Annotated in this window: 3 protein-coding genes and 1 pseudogene; 1 reads left to right on the plus strand and 3 read right to left on the minus strand. The window is 45.5% G+C overall.

The annotated features are described in order from the left end of the window. Positions 1–676 (minus strand): annotated as a pseudogene (locus Q0546_RS06325) (aconitate hydratase B); the annotation flags it as partial. Between the two features lie 86 nt (positions 677–762). Here Q0546_RS06325 and Q0546_RS06330 point away from each other — a divergent pair. Further along, positions 763–1,239 (plus strand): methylated-DNA--[protein]-cysteine S-methyltransferase, encoded by a 477-nt coding sequence (locus tag Q0546_RS06330; RefSeq protein WP_298791510.1) that lies wholly within the window; start codon positions 763–765, stop codon positions 1,237–1,239. Positions 1,240–1,655: 416 nt separating this feature from the next. On the opposite strand, the gene Q0546_RS06335 is transcribed toward Q0546_RS06330, so the two are convergent. Then, positions 1,656–2,234 (minus strand): hypothetical protein, encoded by a 579-nt coding sequence (locus Q0546_RS06335; RefSeq protein ID WP_298791512.1) that lies wholly within the window; start codon positions 2,232–2,234, stop codon positions 1,656–1,658. A 22-nt stretch (positions 2,235–2,256) separates the two neighbouring features. Next, on the minus strand, positions 2,257–2,426 hold a 170-nt coding region (locus tag Q0546_RS06340), incomplete at its 5' end, for an EamA family transporter (protein ID WP_366519255.1).

Here is a 2,426-nt window from a genome sequence, read left to right on the forward strand (position 1 = left end):
AGGCCTCGCTAGCAGGGCTTAGATCGTCGGTGTTGGTTTCGCCGGCGACCTTAAATATGACCGCTCTGATGCGTCTCGGCAGGCTCTCGCGCGCCTTAAACCACTCCGCCTCGGCCCACGAGCGCAGCACTTCTAGCGCAAATTTATTGCTTTTAGCAAGCTCTGCCACATCGTTAAAATAATCATGCACGAAAATCGTCTCTTTTAGCACGTTACAGGCAGCTTGCGCTACGGCCTCGTCGGCGTTTTTTAAGCTCTCAAGCAACACGATGACGCTGTATCCGCCCAGCATCGGTCGCAGCAAATTTACGGCGGTGATTTTATCGATTTCGCTTATAACCAGCCCATGATTTATAATCTCGTTTAAAAACTCCGCCTTTACCTTCGCTGCGTCGTCTACGCCCGGATTTACGCGATTTGCGAGTAAATTTACGAGCCGCTTTACTATCTTTTGATTTTCATCTAGCCTTGCGGCGATAATCGCTTCGCCTTCGCCGCCAGGCTCCATCGGCGGCACGCGTCCTGAGAGCAAGCCTAGATACTCCCTCTCGTGCGCGCTTTCAAGTTTTAAAAGCTCGCAAACCTCTCTCGTCTGCTCCTCGTTTAGCGGTAGCGGCGGCACGCCTAGGGCCTCGCGCTCTTTTACGTGTTTTTCGTATTGCGTGAAAAAGTCCATCTTTTATCCTTATTAAAATTTACGTAATTTTAGCAAAACAAAGCGAAATTTGGCTAAATTTAAGCACTTGATTTTAAGGAATTACGATGCAAAAAGCGTATTTTGACTCGCCTGTGGGCGTTTTGGAGATTTGCGGCGACGAGAGCGGAGTTTGTGAGATAAATTTCGTGCGCGAGTTTGTCTGTGCGGACGTAACGGACGCAAATTTAAAGCTCTGCTTAAGCGAGCTTGAGGGTTATTTTAAAGGCGAGCTAAAAACCTTTAAAACGCGGCTAAATATCGGCGGCACGGCGTTTCAAAGGTGCGTTTACGAAAATCTGCAAAAGATCCCATACGGCGAGCGCGTAACGTACGCCCAGCTTGCAGCGATGGCTGGACGACCGAGGGCGTTTCGCGCGGCAGGCTCGGCAAACGCAAAAAACAAAATCCCCATCATCGTGCCTTGCCACAGAGTCGTCGCCTCAAACGGCCTTGGCGGATACAGCGGCGGCGAAGGGCTGGCGACTAAAATTTGGCTTTTGGAGCGAAATTTAAAGACAAAGCTTAACGTCTTTAAAATTTGACGGTGTAAATTCGTCCAAACAAGCACAAATTTGATCGCTTAGTTTTAGCTAAGCTCAAGCCTGACTACACGAAGTACGGCACCGTTTTTAGTCGGCAAAACGCGAGGTAAATTTGTCGACTAAACCGAGCAAATTTACTAAAGTCTAAATCTAGCAAGCAAATAAAGTTGGCTCACTTTAAAACTAAAATTTAAATACAAAGTCGCCGGTAAATTTACGGCGAAAATCTATTCGCAAAAAGTTAAAAATAAATTTAAACCGCAAACAAAAACGCAAATTTGACTCAAAACGGCGCCGCTTTGGCTTTTTGCGCGGTCTTGCCAGGCAGCAAAAATTTTAAAAATAGCAAAATTTATCGTCCAAACCCTCGCTCAAAAAACAACAGCTAAAAATATCTCTTAAGCCGGCGCAAACCGCTAAATTTTATTATTTTTGCCCTTGGCTTTCGTGAGATCCCTACGATTTAAAAACCACACTATTAACAGAAAAAAGGCAGCTATTTTTAAGCATGCGTAGATGAGATCCATGCGTCTCTGTGGCGTTTGCAGTTCATCTTCGTAGCTATATTTGACGTAAACCTTACCCGCATCGTCTTCTAGCTGCAAAATTCTATTTCCTAGCGGCACTACCTTGCTATATATAACCGCCCTCTTTTTTATGAGCGGTCTATACGACTCGTCATCTCTGCTATCTATGTAGTATGACACCGCCGAGCCGTCGTCTAGCCTCAGTTTTAGCTTTCCGTCGCCTTTTAGACCGTAGTTTGCAGACTCCACCGTCCCTACGTTTTTCGTTAGTTCGTTTAGCGGTTTAAAATCGCTATAAAAAATCATATCCTTGATAACAAACAGGATCAAAGTAAGACACAAACCGACCATAGCCATCAAAAATGCCGAAAAGATACTTCTTAAGGCAGAGCCGTTACCGTAAAATCCCCTTTTTATAAAAACTACATACAAATACGAGTTTTTGATTTTCTCTTTAAATTTCTCCAAATTTAGCTCCCGCTACTTGATACTATTTATCCGCAAAAACTAGCGTAAACACGCCGCTAGCGATCAGCGCGATACCGATCCACTCTCGCGCGCTCGGACGCTCGCCTAAAAATATAACCGCAAAAACAACGACCAAAACGACGCTAAGCTTATCTATGGGCGCTACCTGCGACGCGGAGCCTATCTGAAGCG

It is taken from the genome of uncultured Campylobacter sp. (assembly GCF_937997465.1).
Taxonomy (GTDB): domain Bacteria; phylum Campylobacterota; class Campylobacteria; order Campylobacterales; family Campylobacteraceae; genus Campylobacter_A.